The organism is Corynebacterium hiratae (genome assembly GCF_009708045.1).
Classification (GTDB): Bacteria; Actinomycetota; Actinomycetes; order Mycobacteriales; family Mycobacteriaceae; genus Corynebacterium; species Corynebacterium hiratae.
In genome coordinates this window covers 1-454 of the sequence record NZ_VIOG01000039.1, presented here as the reverse complement: position 1 = coordinate 454, position 454 = coordinate 1, and the positions used below count along the sequence as shown (strand labels likewise).

Annotated in this window: 1 rRNA gene; it reads left to right on the top strand. The window is 55.1% G+C overall.

Annotated features, from left to right (window positions below):
* Positions 1 to 116, top strand: a 5S ribosomal RNA gene (rrf, locus tag FME68_RS12945); the annotation flags it as partial.
* Between the last annotated feature and the right edge of the window lie 338 nt (positions 117 to 454).

Genomic DNA, 454 nt, shown 5'->3' with positions numbered 1-454 from the left:
CGGTGGCCTATAGCAGCAGGGAAACGCCCGGTCCCATTCCGAACCCGGAAGCTAAGCCTGCTAACGCTGATGGTACTGCAACCGGGAGGTTGTGGGAGAGTAAGAAACCGCCGACACCAAACAACAAACCATAACTCAATACACAAAGCCCGTCACCGTTGAGCAACCACTCAACGGTGACGGGCTTCGTCATCGTTTTCACACACAGCCTACAAACACAGACCCGAAAACACAGACCTCGTGCTGCACATCCACGTCTGCACTTATAGACCGCAACGGAACCCCACACCGTTCATACGCGCTAACTATCCCAAGCACAAAGAACCCGGGCCTGACCCCCGGAAAGTAGACACGTCGGGGGTTAGCTATGCTGCTTGAGTCAGTGTAGCTGATGTGAGTGCTTCGTAGTCATCGGGGGCTAGAAGATTGCACCAGGAGTGTCGTCTGCGCGTGT